The sequence below is a fragment of the Proteus sp. ZN5 genome, assembly GCF_011046025.1.
GTDB lineage: Bacteria > Pseudomonadota > Gammaproteobacteria > Enterobacterales > Enterobacteriaceae > Proteus.
In genome coordinates this window covers 1,066,196-1,086,225 of the sequence record NZ_CP047639.1, presented here as the reverse complement: position 1 = coordinate 1,086,225, position 20,030 = coordinate 1,066,196, and the positions used below count along the sequence as shown (strand labels likewise).

The following is a 20,030-nucleotide window of genomic DNA, read 5'->3' as shown; positions in this document are numbered from 1 at the left end:
ATGGCGTTATCAGTTAGCTGGCTCGATGCCAGGTTAAATAAAGAAGCAAAAGAAACCGTAGTAAAAGCCGACCGAGATGGGCTAAGTGCTCGGGTATCGCCCAAGGGCAAAATTGTTTTTCAGTTTCGTTATCGGTTCGATGGCAAGCAACAGCGGGTAGACATAGGTACTTACCCCCTTATGAAGCTGGCTGAAGCCAGGAATGAGCTGGATAGGTTAAGGGCAGTACTTGATCAAGGCCGAAACCCCAAGCTTTACCTACAGCAGGAACGGGCTAAGTATTCTGCTAATCAAAGCTTCGAATCGATTTTTCGAGACTGGATAGACTCTGCCGGTAAGCAAGGGCTAAAGGAGAAAACGTGGCACTACCAAAAACGCAGCAGTGAAATATATTTGCTGCCCCGACTTGGCAAGTATCCATTAACTGACATCACTGAATTGTCCTTGCGAAACTGTCTTCGTGAGGTTTCGGAATCGTCTCCGTCAAACACAGAGCGCCTAGTGTCTGTACTGCATAAGTTCTATGACTGGCTGATTGATGAACAAATTTTGGAAATTAACGCTGCCGCTGGGATCACAGCAAAAAAGGTTGGCGGTAAAAAAGGAAAACGAACTCGGGTGCTAAATGACAACGAGATCAGGATACTTTGGCGCTATTTGCATGAGTCAAAAATCACTGAGAAGAATCGCATCTACATAAAACTGCTTCTCTTATTGGGAGGGCGCAAGGGCGAACTCATTCAAGCTGAAAAGCATCACTTTGACTTGCAATCTGCAATGTGGACAGTGCCCATAGAGATCCGCAAACAAGGTGAGAAAATTGGAGCGCCGATCATGCGGCCATTGATTAAGCCAGCTATTGAGCTGATTGAACTGGCGATGCAGATGAGCAAATCAACTTACTTGTTTCCCGCGAACGGACAAGAAGAGCTTGCCACAAATGGCTTTGATACCACTATTCCTAACAATGTGAAAATCTGGGCTCGCAGATCGCTTGGTATTGAGATGGAACACTGGTCTATGCATGATCTTCGCAGAACGATGCGAACGCGAATGTCTGCCATCACGACGCAAGAAGTTGCCGAGTTGATGATTGGCCACAGCAAAAAAGGGCTGGATGCTATCTACAACCAATATCAGTACCTGGACGAAATGCGTCATGCTTACGACGTTTGGTATCAACAACTAGAAACCATCATCGAGCCGACAGGCTTTCCATTCAACTGGCGTTTCGGACAATAAGGGGTAGCTGAATTAAGGAAGAGACTGAGCTAGTACAAATGACCGAGTCAAGTAGTGCATTTGGCTCGGTTTAGATTAGTTGTTTTTCCAGTTACAAAAAAACAACTTATCGAATAATTATTATAAGTCTCACGACGCCTCAGAGAGAGGTATTTGCAATTCATCCACAAGGGTTTGCTTAGATTTATACTCTAGCTCGCTTCTCTTTATTTTTAGCTTTTGTAATAAAGCACTATGAGTCACCTCGAAATCATTAAAAATTGTAGACCAACTTTTAACGTATACTCGAATTCTTTCATCCGCCCCGGAAACAAGGCCCGCGCCGCCCTTACCAGCAAGGTCTTTCAACCGCCTTGTAATTTGAGTATCATTCTGGGAGATTTTAGTTCCAACAAGAACAACATCAAATCTCATTCTCTCATCATTAAAGGCAGGATGCTTATCAAGTACCTCAGCATAACGTTCAGCTTGAGCTAAATGTTTCTTATTCAATGCTACACTTGGTCTTTTTATTTCAATGATCGTACATTTAATAAATTCTTCTTGTGTAGAATGATCAATTGTGACCATTTTGCGTGCAAGAAACAAATCTACTTGGCCTTTTGCCCCCTCTATGGTAGCGCCTTCAATAAGATCACTGGTACTGATATCGTCCCCATCCAATATTTCAATATCTGAATTCCGAAGATTTCTAGCTGTATTAGAAAAGTCATCCTCTTCGGCACCTATAGTTGTGTACTGAGGGCCAAACAACCATGTATTAGCCTCAATAATACCTTGTAAGTCTGGTGTTTCTAGAACTTCTTTAGCGTGCTCTTTAAAAAGGTACTTCATTTTCTGTACGACTAGATCTCGCTTATGAATGTGTCCAATCGTGCTAATTATATAATCAAGTTTAGATTTACTTATTTGAGATGCAAATTCATCCATTTGCTCCTTATTTAAGTCTAAAACGCCTTCCAATATATCTATCAAACTATCATTTTCACTTGATGTAGATAGCCTATCAAGCAAACCGATTATAATTTTTGTTTGCTTAGCCTTTAGCCCATTAAAAGCTGCTGGATCAGCAACGCAGATACTAGTTACTAATTTCTTCGTATGTGCAATTCTAAAGGAACGATCTTCGTCAGACTCCCAATTGTAAACAGGAAAATATCCTTTTTCTTCGAAAGAATCGACAAGCTGAACAGCTCTTTCTCTAAGGAACCCCTGATAAATCTCGGCTGTTTTGTTGCGCAGTTCTTTTAGCAGCATAGCTAAAACTTTATTCCCATCACTCTTTTCACTAATGAAGAGATCAGCATTTGGAGATGAGGTATCTTGAAAATTATCGAACCACTCAGATTGTATATATCCACTTATGAAAAAATTGTTTTTGTAGTTAAAACCAGTCAGATTTCTATACTTCTGATGTTCTTTTGAATCTCTAAAATAATTGTATGACTTTTCACCAGATGGTTTTTTTATCCACTGAATGATACTTGAACTAAATATATTTCCATCAACATCTATAAGCTCTTGAAACAACCTATGTTGGGGAGGCGTCACTCGGACTCTATTAACTGATATTTTAAGGTTAGAAAAAACTATTAGCTTCCAACCAAATTCATTTGAAAGCTCCTCCATGATATTTTCAATATTAGGGATTTTTTGAGATTTTTCACTCGTAATGCCCGTAAGAAATACTGATGTCCCACTTCCATTTGAAAGAATACTACTATGCTGTTCTTTATCGTCGATCAACTCAACTTTGTACGTTTTAATACGAGACGAGTCTATGGTAATACGTGCATTCTCAGATTGTCTTCTCGTAAGCCAGGTTGCTGTTGCAGCATATTTATGAAATGAATACCGCCCTCTGCCTTGACTGCCTTTTTGGGTAACCTGTTTTTTGGATGAGTCATCCCAATTATCAAAATTTCGGTCTAGGTTATGAAAGTCAATTCCTTCACCATTATCATGGATCTCTATTGACTCCACCCCGCCGAGATCACAGGTGTTAATAATGACATCAATATCTGATGCACCAGCATCCAAACCGTTCCAGATATATTCACTCAACATCTTCCAAGCGGGAATTGAGCCGAAACGTTTTTTTATCGACGCATTTGTAATACCTGTTGTCCGTTCTTGAGGAGTCGTCACTTACCTATCCATCCAATCAATAAAAAATCCATGCTGCTATCTTAGCCTAAGTTGGTGTACATATTAACTATATTGTTGGCACAAGCCGGCGTTTCAAAGCGTTAGTCCAAGCTCCAACAGAAAAACTAAGCTACGCTATCTATTCCTAATTCTTCTCATACTCCTCCAAGTCTTCAATGTGCCACAGCTTGTTTCGTGTATTTCGGTTGATACGAGGTTGCGGCAAGCTGCCATCTTTTATTCTTCGCCAGAGCGTCGTATAGCTAATGTGGTAACGAGCCATAACTTCGTAAGACGTTAGAAAAGGGGTTACTTGGTGCGCTACTGCTGTCATCTGCATTCTCCTGAAAATCAATGTAAAGCTATCATCGCCTGATTCATCACTTGTTGATGGTCAGAAAGATGCATGATTTGTTCAGAAGATCAGGCCCATACAAATGAACTTTTAGGACAGCAAGAAAGCAACCGGTAACCAACTCAACCGGCAAACAATTAGAGATAATCGCGAACGTCTTACCATCATTTCTCGATTTTTGGCATAAAAAATATAGGCAAGTTTTGGCTAAAACCCAGTAGGAACAAGGCCTACAGCTAGGTTTGTGTCATGGAATTTGGCTAAAAACGGTAAATATGGCGATTTGTACTCAAGTTTGTACACATTTTCCGAGGTTACGCTTGAACATCATTGAAAAGCAAAGAAACGAGAAAAAGACAAAAAGCCTTTAAATTCAGTACGTAGAGATGTGATTGTGGTGTGCAATGAAAGGTGGTTTTAAGCGTTGAAAGGCTGGGCGGCATCAGGGTGCGAAATAATGGCAAAAGTTCTACGACGAGCAACTTCTTGCTGAAAAATAGGATTAGACATCAATGGTGATCTTCTGGTTGATAGACGAGAGAATGTAAGACACTGATATATCGCTATAAGTAATAATTAAAGTGACTATAAAGACATTCAACCCGTAAGTTAATCTTAATTGGCGCTTATTTTCGCCTATCTTGTCTGTATAAACAATCAATGGTTACTATTTTATCTGCTTGAGGGAGGGATGCCTAGTGTTTGAAAAAATTAATCGTGCTCATTGCTTTATAGGGTAATGCTGTTTTCATTGATACTCTCAACATACTTATTTTGCTAAAAATTTTACAAACTGACTTTATGAGTTACTAATAAAGCCCTGAATTAGACTATTTATTTTCGGTTAAAATCAGGATTGAATATAAGTTCCTAAATAAATACATCTTTATTTAGATTTAGGTTTGTCTATATTTAGAGACTAATCACTTTATTTAAAACAAAAATAAATACTCAATTTACTTATTTTAAATGCTATTCACCTTTTTAACACTGTTATAATCACCTAACGTTTTAAAATTAAACAATGACAAAAGTAAAATTAACTTGATAAATTTACATTAAGTAAAAATAAAGATAAATTTTAAATACAATTAATAAAAAATAAAATTTTCATACTTTAAATAAAATAAAAAAAACGCCTAATAGAAGGCGTTTTAAATTTAACTTAAATAAATATTTAATTAGAAAGAAATAGGATAAGCCATGATAATCGCATCTTCATTCCCCGTCTTTGTTGGGTAATAGTTTTTGCGTTTTGAAACGAAATTAAATCCTATAGATTCATAGAGATTGAATGCTTTTTCATTAGATTCTCGCACCTCTAACCACAAGGTAATGATATTTTTTTTCTCAAGTGTTTCAATCAGTTCCAATAAAAGTGCTTTACCGTAACCTTTCCCCTGATAATCAGGATGAATTGCGATATTAAAAAGTGTTGCCTCATCTAATATTAATTGCGTAATTGCGAAACCTACAATAATATTATCAATGCAAATTTTCAGATTAAAATAATGACTTCCTTGGTTACTATAAAATGTTTCTTCACTCCAAGGGAATGAATGACTTAATTTTTCAATTTGCCATGCTAAAGGTAAATCAGCAGGGTTTAAGAGTGAAATGGTCTTCATATTGATAGATTTGTTTCCAAAGATCGCGTTTTGCATCAGCATCAAAATATAACTGATGTAATGAAGGGCTTCTCAGAGAAGTATATTCAGAGGGAAGTATGAGATCAGTGCCTAATAACCAGCAGGGAAGATCAAATGATTCTGTGAGCATGCTCACATCATCTGTTGTAATACAATAGATTTCGTCTTTATCTATCCCCATGGCGCTAAAAATATCAGAGAAAAGCCCGTTATTTAGATCAACGGTATCATCAGTAATGATAAGTAAACGTGTTGTATCCGGAAATTGAACAGAATGCTCGCCTTTTAACACAGCAGGCTTACGAAGTACCCACTGACGAATTCCAAGTTGGGATAACATTCTGTCTTTACGGCTCATTATGCTTACCTATCAAGTGTAGAACAACGGTACATAGTATCAGAGGGCATAAACTACGCCAATAAATAGCGTCGGTTTCTTTATATCTGATATCATGCGTCTCATGTTTTTTAAGGAGTAATAATCATAATGTCCTCACTGTCCCCTGCTAGCGAAGTTATTCTTCGTCACCTAGATCATTTCGCAGACAGGCATGTACTTATTGCAGGTGATCTTCAAGATACTTTCGCGGCGCAAATTCAGGCGAAAAGTGTCAGAGCATATACCAACCAATATCACCAGTGGTTACCATTACTAAAATCAATGGGTGATAACGCACTCTTCGGTTTAGTTGCAGATCAGTCCTTTGTGAAATATTGCAATACCTTGATCTATTTTTGGCCTAAAAATAAAAACGAAGCCACTTTCCAACTGCGTAGCCTTTGCTCTAACTTACAAGTGGGTACTGAAATCTTTATCGTCGGTGAAAACCGTAGTGGTGTTAAAAGTGCCACTGAATTAATGAACGGTATCGCTAAACTTAAAAAAATAGATTCAGCACGCCGTTGCAGCTTATTTTTTGGTACTCAAACATATCAAACACTGTTTGACCGTAATAACTGGTGGCAAACTTATCGCCATGACGATCTTACTGTAATGGCATTACCGGGTGTCTTTAGCCAAAGCGCATTAGATGAGGGTAGCCGTTTATTACTTTCAACTTTTGATGATGCAATGGTTGGCGATTTACTGGATATGGCATGTGGCTGTGGTGTACTTGCCACTGTACTCGGTAAGAAAAACCCAATGTTGAAACTGACACTGTGTGATGTGAATGCTGCGGCAATTTCTTCTAGTATCGCCACCTTAAACGTGAATGAATTAGAAGGTCGAGTGATTGCAAGTAATGTCTATTCAGCGGTTGAAGAAACTTATGATTGGATAATCTCAAACCCACCTTTCCATGATGGCTTAGGCACAAGCTATGAAGCAGCTGAAGATATCATTCGTCTTGCACCAAATTACCTGAAAAGAGGCGGTAAATTACGTATTGTGGCGAATTCGTTTATCCCTTATCCAGATATCTTGGATCATGTATTTGGCTCTCATGAAGTACTGGCATCAACAGGTAAATTCAAAGTTTATCAAGCAACCAAGAAAGACTAATCACAAGCCCTGTTATCTAAAACAGGGCTTTATTTTTGGGGCTGATTTTAAGTGATAATTCAAGGTGTTTTATTTTTCATCACAAAGATAATTTATTAACAAAAAATAATTGACGCCAAAAATAAAAGGCATAAAATTCGCTTCCTGTCTGAATGCGAGAGTGGCGGAATTGGTAGACGCGCTAGCTTCAGGTGTTAGTGTCCTTACGGACGTGGGGGTTCAAGTCCCCCCTTTCGCACCAAACAGACAAGGTATAAAGTAAAATTAATTGAGTAAGACTGCGAGGATGGCGGAATTGGTAGACGCGCTAGCTTCAGGTGTTAGTGTTCTTACGGACGTGGGGGTTCAAGTCCCCCTCTTCGCACCACTCAATAACCCTTCTTTTTCTTATAATAATCCCCTTTCGATTACACACCGAATATTCTCTTCTCTATCCATGATACGCAACTAAAAGTGTCATCAAACTGTAAGTCAATACGACACCTGCGGGGATCATTACCCACATCTGTAATTTTTTATGGAACAGCATCAAGGTGGATAACAGCATTGAAACCACTAAAACCAGCGTAAAGGCAGATGTTCCTGCTATAGAATGCGTGATCACGGTTAGCAAGGAAGAAACTGCCAACATTTCCCATAAACTAATACGAGATGTCCAAGATGTCATTGGAGATATGCGTGTTGGTTTAGCCATAATAACCACCATTAATGATAATGATTTTCATTATTATATATAATACCTATACTAAATCAACTTATATAAAGAAAAAAAACTTATTTTATATCCTTATTTTTTAAAGGGTTATGTCTGTTTTTTTAGCATCACGAACAAAAAACGCCTTATCATTTTCACGATAAGACGTTTAATTTTATTATATTGTTGTCGTGGTCAATAAACGAAACTAAGCATTATTTGACTTGATAAAATGAAAGACTAAATGAATATCTTCAGGCTCTCTTTCATAAAGTTCAGGATCAGGAATATCAACTAAACGACACCCTAAATGCTGATAAAAATTCACACTATTTTCAGAAGGTGTTGATGAGATATATAATCCACCAGCCCCTTTTTTCTTCGCATATTCCACACAATAATCAAATAATATTCGTGCTAAACCTTGCCCACGTAGCTGGTGGCTAACATGTAAAAAAGAGAGTTGAAGTAAAGTACCATTTTGACCGCGTTTTTGCGGATCAACACTCGCAGCTGCAACCAATTGGCCTTGTTTAAAAACGCCCCAGAAAGGCGCCCCTCGGTCAAAACTTTCAAGTAAAACAGGAGTGTAATGCTCTGCTTCACCTTCTGGCCAACCTTTCATATCAAAGCGTTGTTCTGATAAATGCAACGTTCCTTCTTTTAATACATATAGCTTTTCAATAAGCTCAGTTCTATCAATTTCCCACACTTGTGGAATTTCATTTCTTGTTAATTGACGAATATTGTTTTTCATTATTAAAGATTAACCTGTTCTGATGATGATTCACTTCGTTCTAATGCGTGATAAGCCACCGCACAGAATAAGGAATTCAACCGTTTCATATCACCGAGCAAACTGGTATGCAGAGAACTGGTTTCAATACTTTGCATATTATGCAAATGAAGACGTTCTACATGAGCAAACGAGTAACGCTGGTTGAGTAAACGGAAACGATGTTTTGCTCGACGTAATTTACGAGCATGTTCCATATTGCCGGAAACAAATACCGACATCGCCAGATTCAGATTACTTTGCAGACGCTCAAGGAGTGTCTGTAATTCACGACGTCCTTCCTCCGATAAAAATAAGTGATGATTTAAACCTTTACTCACCACTTCAGCCGACATACGTGCAATGATAGCGGATGATTGTTGTAAATTCATCGCTGTATCAATAATTTCAGCCCAACGTCGGGAATCTTCGGTCCCTAGATCATGCTGTTGAATTTGTGCCATATATAATTTAATGCTGCTGTGGAGTAATTCTACCTCTTCTTCTAACTGGCTAATTTCCCTTTTTTGCTGACGATCGCCTTCCATTAATGCAGTAAAACGTTGCAGCATTTGTTCTATAACATCACCTAATCGTAGCGATTCTCTAACCGCATTGGCAATTGCCAACGAAGGTGTATCAATAGCAGATTGATCTAAATATCGCGGTGCCATATCAGATTCAGTGGCCGGTAATTCAGGAATAAGTCTCTGACATAATTTTGCCATTATGCCGACAAAAGGGATCATCAAAATACAGCGAACAAGATTATAAATAACATGAAAATAGATAACGACTTCAGCCGCTGAAAATCCATATTGCTGAATTTTATTTGCAATGATGGTTATCCAAGGTAAAACTAATAGCGCACCAATCAATTTAAAAAATAGACTTCCTAGTACTACTTGGCGTGAAACAACACTTTGCCCTCGACTACTCATTAACGCCAAAAAACCACTACCAATATTAGAACCAATAACAATGCATAAACTGATGTATAAAGGCATTAGCCCAGTTGCACTCAGTGTCGCTGTTAATAACACTGCGGCAAGGCTTGAGTAACTTACCATCGCAAATAAAGCACCCACAAGAAGTGCTAACACGGTATCTCCACTTAATGAAGTAAAGATAGCTTGTATCGCGCTAGCATGGGTAACTGGCTCTGCAGAAGTGACTATCAGTTGTAAGGCTAAAATAATTAAACCAAGGCCAATTCCTACACGCCCTAATTGTCCGACACGCTCTTTTTTACGGCTTAGGAAAGTGATCACCCCGACAAGAATAAGTAGTGGAGATAACCAAGCGAGATCAAAGGTTAGCACTCGCGCCATAAGTGCAGTACCCACATCTGCACCTAACATAATAACCAGTGCCGGTGTAATCGAAATCAGCCCTTGCGTCACAAAAGAGATAACCAAAAGTGCCGTCGCATTGCTGCTTTGGACTAATGCCGTTACCCCCACACCCGCAAGGAAGGCGTTGGATTTTTTATTAATACTTTTACCTAAAACTCGGCGTAAATCAGAACCAAAGACACGCATAATGCCTGTACGAACAATATGTGTTCCCCAGACAAGAAGCGCGACTGATGAGAGTAAATGAAGCAGTGTCAGCATAGAAAGAATAACCTTATTTTTATCGTTGTTTGTTTGACTCTGTTCTCCTTCAATCTCATAAAAAAGAGAAAGACCACGAGCAGATAATCTATCTGAGAAAAGATTTTTACGGGTAATGCCTTAATAACGTGAAGCGTTATTAGACAAAAAGATATTGCAACTTAAGTACAATAATCAATGGAGAAGTTGAGAATATTACATAGATTAATTTGTAAATTCTGTTAATTATAGCAGAGAATGTGTAACTTTCAAAATCAGCCTGTAAATAACCTATTGATTTATTATCATTTTATTTTAAATGGACTAAATTATTAATAAAAAAACGCGACCAGAGGGTATCTCTCTAAGTCGCGCGAAAATACAACAATTTAGTAAGGCAATTCGACTACAAGTTCAGACAGACTATAAATTCAACTTAAATTTACTTCAGACCCATCGCATCACGCATTGTGAAGAACAAATCTGTTTGGTCAGTTAACCCAACCACATTGGCAGCGTGTGGACCATAAGCGGCAACGCGTAACTGAGCCCCTGTATGTTCTTGGGATTCTTCTTCTGAGTTACCATAATTCACCACCATTACTGCACCATCTTTCGTAATAAGCGCTTGTGTTAATCCACTTGATTTCACATCCGCTTCAATAATTTGGCTTGAATGGGCATGATCAGCAGTCACGATAATCAGGGTGTCTCCGTTTTGCTTAGCGAAATCTAAGCCAATTTGTACAGCTTCATCTAACGCAACAGTTTCACCGATTTGTCCGCAAGGATTAGCATTATGATCTTGCTTATCAATAGAGGCACTTTCGACTTGTAAGAAGAAACCTTTTTCATTGGTCTTCAATAAGTCGATCGCTTTTTTGGTCATTTGTGCCAGTGTTGGCGCATTTGGATCGAGTTTAGAGTTAGGTTTGCACTCTAAAGGTGGATTGTTCAAATTACCATGATATGTCGCTTTAGGGCCTTCCCACGCCACAGCCATATTTCCCTCATGGAACAAACCTAATACCGGTTTATCTTGGTTCGCAAGCGTAATCGCTTCTAGCGATTTTGCATCCTTCACGATTTGATAACCACGTTCAATCGCTTGCTGTTCTAACGTTTTACCTTTGTACTCACCCGCAGCCGCAGTTTGAGCAAAACTTTTCGCTCCGCCCCCTAATGTAACGTCTGCACGAGTGACTAAAAGTTGCTCAGAGATAGAGCCTCTACCGCCATTTTCTAATGCGTTTGTTGAGCATTTTTCTAAAGTCTCAACGGGGCCATAGCATTTACGTCCTGTCACATGCGAAAACAGCGCCGCTGGTGTCGCATCTTGAATTTCCGATGTCGTCACGTTCCCTGTTGCCTTTCCATTGGCTTTTGCTAATTCCAAAATAGTTTGGTGATCCTTACCAAACACATCAATTCCTAATGCACCATTATAGGTTTTCACACCTGAAGCCCATGCTGTTGCAGAGGCGGCAGAGTCTGTTACATAGTTAGGTTTTTGTGTTTTTCTATCTAAGGCATAGTGTGTGTATTGACCCGTAATAGGTAAGGCATCGATACCTTTAAAGAAACCACCTGCACCTTCTGCGTAGTTACGTGCAACAGTGATTTCAGAATCCCCCATACCATCACCAATAAAGAGGATCACATTTTTCGCTTGGTTATTATGTAAAGCTGCTTTTAATGCCTCAGTTTGATCCTGAGTCATACGGCGAGCACCGCCAAATTCCGTGATATTACCTTTTGCTGCGCGATCTTGCGCCAAAATGGCATCAGCAGCAACGGGAGCAGCAAAAGAAGAGAAACTCGCGCCAGCCAATAGTGTTGTTACAATAACGGATAGAATAGAACGTTGGTAACGATGAGACATAGCTTTTTCCTTGCACTCTAAAGTAAAAAAACAGGGTTAATGTTTTAAGTCAGGAAAAGCTTACGGCAGTTAAATGACAGAGAAATGAAGAGTAAAAGCGATTTCGATGACAGCTTTATGACAAGTTGATGACAAAATAAAAAGCTTATACCGCTAATACAGGTATAAGCCTCTGTTTTATTAAAGCATATCGTTAAGGTGGGATCTTAAACTAGTCATTCTCTTGAGTTAATGCTTTAGCCCCCAAATACAGGGTTTCACACCAAGAAATATAATCATGCCCACTGGCCATTTCGAGCGATTTAACCGGATAGCCTTTTTGCTCTAAAACCTGTTTAAGATGACGATTATTATTTAAAATTCCGCCTTTATCACCACGGCTTTCAAATAACCCAGCCTCTAAGAAAAACTGTAATGGTTTTTTATCTGCTTGCTCAAATTGTCGAATAAGCCATTCAGGCTCTTCATTTTCAGGTGCCCACCAATAAGAGCCGGACATACTAAGCACTTTACCAAAACGATCAGGGCGATTAAATGCGACCCATGAAGATGCTAACCCGCCATAACTCGAGCCTGATACTATCGTTTCTTCTCCAGATACGTGAATACCTTTCTCTTTTTCTAACCAAACAAATAATTCATCTGCTAAGAAACGGTAAAAATCAGGGTTTGGTGGTAATTCAACACTACGGCGATCGCTATCAATGCTATCAACAAATAAGATCATCATAGGTGCCAATTTACCTTCCTCGATCTGTTTATCAAAAAACCGATCAATTCCATATTGGCGACGATAAGTTTGACCATCAAATAAGACCAAGATCCGTGGTGCTTCCATTTTTTGAGCTGGCAGATAAAGGGCAATTTCACGATCATTATTTAAGATCTCACTGTGAAAACGAACAATCTCCGTCTTGCCTTTCATTGTTCTATCAAGAATATAAGGTAATTGGCATTCACGTTTATTGTCTAACGACAATAACGAAAAGTGATTATAGATATCCTCAGATTGACTTGGAGAGTTTTGGGAATTAAATGGATCGGCCTGTGCTGTGGTTAAAATTGCGCGACGTTGCTCAAATGGCGCTGAATTTTCAATAATAGGTACATCAGGCGCTAACTTATATTGCATTAATGTATCGTTAGGCACGATATAACTACGATACCAAATATCACTATTGGCTAAATGCGTTAATGGATCATGATTACCATCGGGAGATCCCAACAAATAGACATTTTTTTTTGCGCCTCGCCATAAAAAAGTCACTCGCTTTTTATCATTATCATAAGGCTCAATCAGAGGAGCACCTTCCTGATGTATTTGTTGCCAAAATACCTGAATATTTTGTTGATCAAGTTGTTTGGCGAGTGTTTGTAAACGGGGGCTTGTTGGCGTAATACCAGCATCTTTATCTAACGGTTGATAAGGCTGTGTTGTTAGCGTGAATTGCCACTGTTTTTTAGCTTCACCTTGTGCAACCAATTGATAATTCGCAGTTTCAGGTAATAAAAAGCGTACTTTCTGTTGTCCATCAGCAGGAATATCTTTTAATAAACTACGAATATGAGTGCCGTCTTGTTTCTCTAACCGTAGATTTTGTATCCCTTTTACGTTTAATTCAACATAACGTTGGCTTTCTAAATGAGTGGTAAAACACAACGTATTGTTGTTATCAAACTGACCTGTCATTTCTTTATTTTCAGTTACGGCTAAGCAACTTGCAAAGCTGGGAAAAGAGGCCATCAATGCACATATCATCAGAGGAATTCTCACTTTATTTCTCATTATTAACTATTGCGAGAGATAATAGTAATGATAATTGTTATCAATTCAATGAAAATTAAGCGTGTACAAATTTAAAATCAATTTAGCACCTCAGTAAAAAATAATAAAAATCTCCTCAATCATTTTGGTTATTGAGGAGATTTTATTTCTAAGTTAATTAACGTTAAAACGCCCCCATTAACGCTCTTCTAATGGATAGCTACGGAAGCTCCATAATCCTAATGCTTTTAAGCCATCACGATAGATACCTTGTATATCTGATTTACTTGCCTTTTGTAATTCAGCTAATGGCTTATCCGGTGCAACAACAGTTAGATAAGTAATGTCACTTGGGCCACTTTGCCAGCTTGCAAGCGTGAAAATCGCATCAGCTCGACGAACATGACTACCAGAGCTAATAATAACGGCTGTTTTAATACGATGTTTGGTTAAGGCATAGCGGCTAAATAACGCATTCTCGACCGTTGTACGCGCGTAGTTCTCTTGGAAAATACGCTCTGGTGCAATACCGTTTTTCACCAGCCAATCCGCCATTAATTTACCTTCTGTTTGGTGTGCTTTAGGCACGCCACCTGTCACAACAATCATTGCTTCAGGCAATTGCTTAGCGACTTCTAAGGTTTTATTTAGACGCTCAATTAAGATTTTGTTCATTGTACCATCAGGGTTTAATGCATAACCCAATGTCACAATCGCGTTATTATCTTTAGTCTTATTCAGTTTTGCCAAATCTGTCTGCGTTAATTTATCACTTAACGGCATGGTACTTACACGATCAATTTGTGCAAAGAAGCGACTAATTTCTTCAGCTTTAGCTGGGTTTAATGATTTTAATTTAGCGAAATACGCTTCGCTCTCTTTGTCTTGGCCTTCAAAACGAGTCCATGAAGTGACGTAAATTAATGCATCAATATCATCCGGAGCTGCTTCTAAAATCTGTTTATAAATCGTAATTGCGCGAGGAACATCATTGTTATAGATATAAGCGCTGGCAGTACTAAATAATAAATCAAGGCGGTAAGGTTCTAATTTATAAGCTTGCTGCAGTTTTTGCGCCACAATTTCCATATTAGATGGCAGTTTTCCCGTAAATCCAGCATCAGAGACACGCGCAGGTGACTTAAAGGCATCTAATGCATCTTGGATCAAACTATCAACCGTTTGGCGCTGAGAGACATACTGTTGATAGCTATTATCTGGCTGATGAACTTTTTGATAAGCCAATGCATTGGATGAAACGGTAAAACCTAAAGCAGCAATCGCTAACGAAATGACAGTTTTCTTGATATGAAGTGAAACACGGGAAGGTTGCGCCATTATCTTGTCCTTTTACGAAAAATAGTCTGCTTCTTCATCTGAGCGAATGAAGATAGAGAGTGTGATTCCTCACACCTAATGGCAAAAGAAATACACACCGATAAATCTATACCTGTTATCTATAATAGAGATCCCCACATTAATTTTCAGTAACCTTTTTCACCTTATTGAAAAAAATAGCATTATTACGTAGATAGCTTATTTGACAGATTTTTTTATGTATTTTTATCTTTTGGTGGATGATTTTGTTCTGACAGGGCATCAGTGATAAAGAATAATAAAAGGGATTTACTCTGAGAGGAAAGCATGGAGTTTTGAGATCAGCGATTATTTTTATTCTAAAATGTAAAAACGCCCCTTAAGGCGTTTTATATTTATGTTTTTACTCAATATGCTTTGATTGCATCATCAATAATTCTCTGACTAATTCAACACAACTTAAGAAGCGTTCGTCATAATCAGGGGAGTTAACTTTAATATACTCAATATTGTTTTTATCGAGCATTTCCATGAGTAAGGTTTGGAAACGACGGCGATCTTTATCGCTACCTAAACTACGCAAACCATCGGCTACCCACGGTGTGTTATTTTCTAACAAGATAACTAAATCAAAACGGTATTCATCAATCAGAGCTTGAACAAAAGGGTGCTCTTTACCTTCATAACGTAAACAAAATGCCTGTGTCGTGACAAAATCCGTATCAACAAAAGCGACTTTATTTGCATATTTAACAGCAAAATCAATATATTGAGCATGCCCTAATGCAATTTTATCGTAGTCGGAATATTGTAATGCCATTTCATCACCACCAAGGTGAGAAAACACATAATCACGACCATATTCCCATGCACTCGTCGTATTGAAAATATTGGCAAGCTTATTCACTAACGTTGATTTACCGCTGGATTCACCACCCAAAATCGCCACTGTACGCACGAAGAAAGGCTTTACTTCTGTTGGAATATATTCCCAATATTTAAAAGGGGCTTGGCGAATTTGACTACCACTGATATTCATAAATGAACGTTCGGGATCAATCAGAACCGTTTCAATATCCAAGAAAGCATTATATTGATCCGCATCTTCTCGTTCACTGGTATAGATAAAATCAGGGGTTATCTGCTTTTCACGCAAAAATGTTTTGATCCCTTCACTCCACATTTCCCAGCCATGAGGCTGTGGCTCTATACCGTGTTCATCAAACTCATGAATACGAATATTTTTTTGATATTTAAAGGTTTGTAATAACCAGCGCAATCTATCACTGACCGTCGGTTGCTGAGACATCGCACTATTAATAAATAGATTTTTATCACGAGGCTCGTCATGACATAAAATGACATGCAATTCATCGACTTGACTACAAGCCCTTTGAATTAAATAAATATGTCCGGTGTGAAGAGGGTAAAATTTGCCAAAAATCACACCAATAGTTTTCTTTTTCACTGGGTATTCTAACCCTAAAAATTGGTGTAATGCCGACATCTTTTTAGCACTGGGACTCTTGATTTTATTATTAATCAATTGGCTAAGATAGCCTTTCGTCATATCACTTTCATCAGCAACTTGTTGTAAAGTATATCCATTTTTTCTGATAGCCTGTTTGATATAATCAAAAGAACCCATACTTTTCTCCTTTAGAAATCTTCCAAATCATCAAGGACAGATAACGCATCTGACAGCTTCTTCACACCATACACTTTCATATCAGGCGGATTCTTTTTCGGCATATTTGCACTCGGTACAATAGCCCGTTTAAATCCATGTTTTGCTGCTTCTGCAATACGCTCTTGCCCACTCGGTACAGGTCGAATTTCTCCCGCAAGCCCTACTTCACCAAATATCACTAAATCACGTGGTAAAGGACGATTACGAAAACTTGATACTAATGATAATAACAAGGCTAAATCTGCACTGGTTTCTGTGACTTTTACTCCACCAACTACATTCACAAAAACGTCTTGATCAGACATTTGTAACCCGCCATGACGATGTAAAACAGCAAGTAGAATTGCAAGTCGATTTTGTTCTAATCCCACCGCAACACGACGTGGATTGGACAACATTGAGTGGTCAACTAATGCTTGGATCTCCACCAGTAAAGGTCTTGTACCTTCCCACACCACCATCACAGAACTGCCTGAAGTAATTTCATCACCTCGACTTAAAAAGATAGCAGAGGGATTACTCACCTCTCGCAATCCTTGCTCTGTCATGGCAAAAACGCCTAATTCATTAACGGCGCCAAAACGGTTTTTATGGCTACGTAAAGTACGAAAACGAGAGTCTGTTTCACCATCTAACATAACTGAGCAGTCGATGCAGTGTTCCAATACTTTAGGCCCTGCTAATGTGCCATCTTTTGTCACATGACCTACCATAATAATGGCAACATCATTAGTTTTAGCAAAACGAGTCAGATAAGCGGCTGTTTCACGGACTTGAGCAACACTGCCCGGTGAAGATTGAATATCCGCCATATGCATCACTTGAATAGAGTCAATCACCATTAATTTAGGTTGTTCTTGTGAGGCAATTAAACAAATCTGTTCAATACTGGTTTCTGACAACATATTCAGTTCTGCTGTCGGTAAACCTAATCGATGAGCGCGCATAGCGACTTGTTGTAGCGACTCTTCACCCGTGACATATAACGTTTTCATTTCTGTGGCTAAACGACACATGGTTTGTAGCAATAAGGTACTTTTACCTGCGCCGGGACTTCCCCCGATTAAAATGGCACTTCCGGGAACAACGCCACCGCCTAGTACGCGGTCAAACTCTTTAAATCCAGTGGAGAATCGAGGTAACGCTTCAAGGCTAATCTCCGATAGCTTTTGAACACGGCTAACACCTTTTGCATCACCTGCAAATCCACTAAAACGGTCGTTGCGGGAAGAAGGGGCTGCGGCAAGGCGCACTTCTGTAATTGTATTCCATGCATGACAAGCAGAACATTGTCCCTGCCAGCGAGGGTAATCTGCCCCACATTCGTTACATACAAAGGCTCTTTTTGCTGCTTTTGCCACACTTCTCTCCCAACAATAACTATTTTAGAAAAACGCCTTTAGCGCTCTTCGTGTTTTAAACCACCACTTAAAATGCACAATACACCCATTAGATCAGCGTGACGAATCGCTACTTTCGCCTGAGCATATACTTTAGGTTTTGCATGATAAGCAATGCCAAGTCCTGCTTTTCTCAACATTTTAAGATCGTTTGCACCATCCCCAATGGCAATTGTTTGCTCTATTGGGATCTCTAAATCCTTAGCTAAACGTGCAAGGACTTGTGCTTTATATTTCGCATCAACAATAGGGCCTTTAACTTTACCCGTTAGTTTGCCATCTTTAATTTCAAGATGATTAGCAACAGCAGCCACTAAACGTAATTTTTGTTTTAAGTTATCAGCAAAATAAGTAAAACCGCCAGATGCAATAGCAATATGCCAATCCATTGCCTGAAGTTTTCGAACTAGACTCGTTAACCCCGGCATAAGAGGCAGATCATCCATCACTTTTTGTAAAATAGAAGCATCAGCACCTTTAAGTTCAGCAACACGCAATTTTAAGCTTTCACTAAAATCCATTTCACCTTGCATTGCTCGCTCTGTTATCGCAGCAACTTTATCACCTACTCCAGCAAGTTTGGCGATTTCATCAATACATTCAATTTGAATTGCCGTTGAATCCATATCCATCACTAAAAGCCCAGGAGAACGTAAACGAGGAATTTCACCTAGTGGAACGACATCTAGGCCACATTCATCGGATAAACGGCGGATCCGGCGAGTTAGGCTACCTGCAATACGCACAACTTGGTAATCATCAATGCGCCATGAAGAAACGACTACGATTGCCACACCTAATTTATGTTGGAACTCGCTTATTCTTTTTTTATCAAGTTCACGTCCATAAAGTAACCATCCACTATCGCCAGCACGGTAATCTAGTGGCATTACCTCTTCACCACTGAGTGATAACGGCAGACCTGGCCATTTACGGATTTCATCCGGTAAATAGCAATAGGTCAGACTATTTGACATACTTATTCTCCTGTTTTCCCCTGTCTGAACAAAATAATCGTTATTCAGCCTATTCTATCTCTGGCTCATCTGGCAACATGCACATACTTGCTTACGCAAAAGGATGAACATGCTTAAAGACAAACTAAAATTCAAACTACAAAAAACGGCGATTATACTGATTTGTATCGCACTATTGGCATTTCTTATGCAAGGCGCGTCTTATTTTAGCCGTGCAAATCAGCACGCCCGTATTACTCAGTTTGAAGAGCTTGCAAAAACGCTGGCAGAACAAGTTGCGTTCTCTTTATCCACTTATATAGATGACAGTAGCAAAGATAACGTAAATCCCCTCATTATGGCTAATTTAAATCATCTGACTCACGATAGTCGGGTGCTTGATGCCAGTCTTTATTTAGAAGATGGTACACAAATAGCGCATAGTGGTGAAAATATCACTGTTAAAGAGCGATTGGCACTAGAAGGGCAAAAAAATGGTGGTTCTTTTAATCACCAACTCGTTGTGCCTGTGCCGGGGAAAGATAAACCAAAAGGCTTTTTAAGGCTTACGCTGGATACTCATCAGCTTGTCACTGAATCAAGCCAAGTCGATAACACAACAAATTTATTACGTGTCATGTTATTAGTAGCGCTTGCAATTGGCTTTTTGCTTTCTCATAACCTTCTTCAACTAACTCCCGTTCATTGGCAACAATCTCCTTATTTATTAACCGCCAATTTACCGCCTCGTACTGAAAAAGAAGAGACTGAAGAAAACGAGAGTAATGAAGAAAAAGGATCTACTGAAGAAAATAACGACGCGGAGAATAAAATAGAGAAGCCATAATTTTTATTCTATTGAGATGTCACAAAGTGGGTTGAGTTATTCATTAGCTGAACTCACTTTTTTATTTCTAGTTAACTATAATTTAAATTAGATATATCTAATTTATACGTATTTTCGTGCTATTTCCTTAATCTTTAAAGGGGTTTTGTTTAAAGTCACGGTAAATTCTCACTAAGTCATTAACCTAAAAAGATAGGTTTTAAATCTTTTT

At 38.8% G+C, this 20,030-nt stretch carries 16 protein-coding genes and 2 tRNA genes; 5 read left to right on the top strand and 13 right to left on the bottom strand.

Annotated features, from left to right (window positions below; all coding sequences use genetic code 11):
- A complete protein-coding gene (locus tag GTK47_RS04955; RefSeq protein WP_001218618.1) occupies positions 1 to 1,242 on the top strand; it encodes an integrase family protein in 1,242 nt (413 codons plus the stop codon).
- A gap of 129 nt (positions 1,243 to 1,371) precedes the next feature.
- Here the strand turns inward: GTK47_RS04955 and GTK47_RS04950 are convergent, their stop codons facing one another.
- The 4 genes from GTK47_RS04950 to GTK47_RS04930 all read right to left on the bottom strand — a co-directional run bounded on the left by GTK47_RS04950 (position 1,372) and on the right by GTK47_RS04930 (position 5,752).
- Positions 1,372 to 3,390, bottom strand: a complete 2,019-nt coding sequence (locus GTK47_RS04950) for an ATP-binding protein (protein WP_000211147.1) — start codon at positions 3,388 to 3,390, stop codon at positions 1,372 to 1,374.
- 145 nt (positions 3,391 to 3,535) lie between these two features.
- The gene (locus tag GTK47_RS20650; RefSeq protein ID WP_000127615.1) at positions 3,536 to 3,724 is read right to left on the bottom strand and encodes a hypothetical protein; all 189 of its coding nucleotides are present in this window, start codon (positions 3,722 to 3,724) and stop codon (positions 3,536 to 3,538) included.
- Positions 3,725 to 4,926: 1,202 nt separating this feature from the next.
- Positions 4,927 to 5,373, bottom strand: coding sequence for a ribosomal protein S18-alanine N-acetyltransferase (rimI, locus tag GTK47_RS04935; RefSeq protein ID WP_165122343.1), 447 nt, complete (start codon positions 5,371 to 5,373; stop codon positions 4,927 to 4,929).
- On the bottom strand, positions 5,342 to 5,752 hold the full coding sequence (locus GTK47_RS04930; RefSeq protein WP_023582915.1) for a DNA polymerase III subunit psi: 411 nt from the start codon (positions 5,750 to 5,752) through the stop codon (positions 5,342 to 5,344). Before GTK47_RS04930 ends, rimI begins: the two co-directional genes overlap by 32 nt.
- A 129-nt stretch (positions 5,753 to 5,881) precedes the next feature.
- Between GTK47_RS04930 and rsmC the strand changes: the two genes are divergently transcribed.
- The 3 genes from rsmC (at position 5,882) to GTK47_RS04915 (ending at position 7,265) form a co-directional block, all read left to right on the top strand.
- Positions 5,882 to 6,898 (top strand): 16S rRNA (guanine(1207)-N(2))-methyltransferase RsmC, encoded by a 1,017-nt coding sequence (gene rsmC, locus GTK47_RS04925; protein ID WP_165122342.1) that lies wholly within the window; start codon positions 5,882 to 5,884, stop codon positions 6,896 to 6,898.
- Positions 6,899 to 7,052: 154 nt separating this feature from the next.
- A tRNA-Leu gene (locus GTK47_RS04920) sits at positions 7,053 to 7,139 on the top strand.
- 39 nt (positions 7,140 to 7,178) lie between these two features.
- Positions 7,179 to 7,265 (top strand) — tRNA-Leu (locus tag GTK47_RS04915).
- A 63-nt stretch (positions 7,266 to 7,328) separates the two neighbouring features.
- On the opposite strand, the gene GTK47_RS04910 is transcribed toward GTK47_RS04915, so the two are convergent.
- The 9 genes from GTK47_RS04910 to serB all read right to left on the bottom strand — a co-directional run bounded on the left by GTK47_RS04910 (position 7,329) and on the right by serB (position 18,993).
- Entirely contained in the window at positions 7,329 to 7,592 is a 264-nt protein-coding gene (locus GTK47_RS04910; RefSeq protein ID WP_165122341.1) for a DUF1435 family protein, read from the bottom strand.
- Positions 7,593 to 7,800: 208 nt separating this feature from the next.
- On the bottom strand, positions 7,801 to 8,349 hold the full coding sequence (locus GTK47_RS04905; RefSeq protein WP_165122340.1) for a GNAT family N-acetyltransferase: 549 nt from the start codon (positions 8,347 to 8,349) through the stop codon (positions 7,801 to 7,803).
- 2 nt (positions 8,350 to 8,351) lie between these two features.
- Positions 8,352 to 9,983, bottom strand: a complete 1,632-nt coding sequence (locus GTK47_RS04900) for a Na/Pi cotransporter family protein (RefSeq protein ID WP_165122339.1) — start codon at positions 9,981 to 9,983, stop codon at positions 8,352 to 8,354.
- 421 nt (positions 9,984 to 10,404) lie between these two features.
- Positions 10,405 to 11,844 carry an alkaline phosphatase gene (gene phoA / locus GTK47_RS04895; protein WP_165122338.1) on the bottom strand — a complete coding sequence of 480 codons (1,440 nt, stop codon included), beginning with the start codon at positions 11,842 to 11,844 and terminating at the stop codon, positions 10,405 to 10,407.
- A gap of 211 nt (positions 11,845 to 12,055) precedes the next feature.
- Complete coding sequence (locus GTK47_RS04890) at positions 12,056 to 13,588, bottom strand: alpha/beta hydrolase-fold protein (protein ID WP_241256070.1); 1,533 nt, start codon at positions 13,586 to 13,588, stop codon at positions 12,056 to 12,058.
- A gap of 219 nt (positions 13,589 to 13,807) precedes the next feature.
- Positions 13,808 to 14,947 carry an ElyC/SanA/YdcF family protein gene (locus tag GTK47_RS04885; RefSeq protein WP_165122337.1) on the bottom strand — a complete coding sequence of 380 codons (1,140 nt, stop codon included), beginning with the start codon at positions 14,945 to 14,947 and terminating at the stop codon, positions 13,808 to 13,810.
- Between the two features lie 382 nt (positions 14,948 to 15,329).
- Positions 15,330 to 16,574: a multifunctional transcriptional regulator/nicotinamide-nucleotide adenylyltransferase/ribosylnicotinamide kinase NadR gene (gene nadR, locus GTK47_RS04880; protein ID WP_165122336.1), complete on the bottom strand. Its 1,245-nt coding sequence runs from the start codon at positions 16,572 to 16,574 to the stop codon at positions 15,330 to 15,332.
- An 11-nt stretch (positions 16,575 to 16,585) separates the two neighbouring features.
- Positions 16,586 to 17,977, bottom strand: coding sequence for a DNA repair protein RadA (gene radA, locus GTK47_RS04875; protein ID WP_165122335.1), 1,392 nt, complete (start codon positions 17,975 to 17,977; stop codon positions 16,586 to 16,588).
- Between the two features lie 38 nt (positions 17,978 to 18,015).
- Positions 18,016 to 18,993: a phosphoserine phosphatase gene (gene serB / locus GTK47_RS04870; protein WP_075672712.1), complete on the bottom strand. Its 978-nt coding sequence runs from the start codon at positions 18,991 to 18,993 to the stop codon at positions 18,016 to 18,018.
- Positions 18,994 to 19,102: 109 nt separating this feature from the next.
- On the opposite strand from serB, the gene GTK47_RS04865 reads away from it, so the two are divergent.
- A complete protein-coding gene (locus tag GTK47_RS04865; RefSeq protein WP_165122334.1) occupies positions 19,103 to 19,819 on the top strand; it encodes a YtjB family periplasmic protein in 717 nt (238 codons plus the stop codon).
- Positions 19,820 to 20,030 lie beyond the last annotated feature (211 nt).